General features: G+C 40.8%; 1 protein-coding gene. It reads left to right on the forward strand.

Going from position 1 to position 1,315, the window contains the following annotated elements; genetic code table 11:
* Positions 1–127: 127 nt before the first annotated feature.
* On the forward strand, positions 128–1,315 hold a 1,188-nt coding region (locus IR213_RS16065; RefSeq protein ID WP_228479220.1), incomplete at its 3' end, for an IS1182 family transposase.

Consider the following 1,315-nt stretch of genomic DNA (forward strand, 5'->3'; position numbering starts at 1 on the left):
CGTCAAACTGTCTAAAAACCTTCCTTTCCAATGTTTATTCTTTTGTATTAAAAATCGTTCAAAATATTTGGATAACTCCTTAGTTTTCTTTATCTTTAAGCAAGTATTTATCGCTTAAAAATAGCTTATGAGTAAATTCATCAACGGAACCAACAGAAACCAACTCCCGCTTTTTGCCTCATCCATTGATGATGCCATTGCGCGAGACAACGAAATCAGGCTCATTGACCTTTTTGTAGACAGTCTTAAACTCCCTGATTTTGGATTCACTTTCGATTTTGTCGAAAACGGAAGACCAGCCTACCATCCTGCGGATTTACTCAAACTCTATATTTACGGCTACCTCAATCGCATGCGTTCCTCCAGAACGCTCGAGAAAGAATGCAATCGTAACATTGAGCTCATGTGGCTCTTGAAGGGTTTAGTTCCGGATCACAATACCATTGCTAATTTCCGCAAAGACAATCCTAAAGCCATTGCCCGCGTGTTTCGTGCAACGGTAAAAATGGCAGCACACTTTGAACTCATTGGCGGTGCTTTAGTTGCTGGTGACAGTACTAAGCTTAGAGCCCAAAACTCCAAGAAAAACAATTTCAATCCCAATAAAATAGAACGTCATATTGCTTATATCGATGCCAAACTCGAAGAATACAACTCGGCTTTAGCCAAAGAAGATGGTGATGGTTTAGAGAGAGAAGCTATCGAAAAAAGAATTCAAAAACACAATATTCAAAAGCAAAAATACATAGGGTATCAAAACACAATTGACACTACCGGCGTTACCCAAATCTCGACCTCAGATCCCGATAGCCGCCAAATCATGACTCGAAACAACATCTCCGAAGTAGCCTACACGGTACAAACCACCGTAGATGCGCTACACAATATTCCCATTGATTTCAAGGTGACCAATGAAAACGATTCCAAAGCCATGGGCGGCATGCTTCGCCGAGCCAAAACCATTTTAGGGCATCCTAATTTTAAAGCTATTTACGACAAAGGCTATCACACCGGCAGCGAATTTGACTACGCTAACCGAATTGGTGTTGATGTCCTGGTTGCTATTCCCGGCGTGTCTGCACACGCACCTGATCTTGCTTTTGACGTAGAACATTTTAAATACAACAAAGCTACCGATTCCTATACCTGTCCTGCCAATGAAACCCTGACCACCAACGCAAATTGGTACGCCAAAAAAAATGGTAAATCAATAACCCAAATGAAGCATTATAAAACCAGCGCCTGTTTGACTTGCAAACTCTTTACTAAATGCACCAAAAATAAAAAAGGAAGACTCATAGAACGTTCTCAGTAT

The sequence above is a fragment of the Flavobacterium soyangense genome (genome assembly GCF_015277675.1).
Lineage (GTDB): Bacteria > Bacteroidota > Bacteroidia > Flavobacteriales > Flavobacteriaceae > Flavobacterium > Flavobacterium soyangense.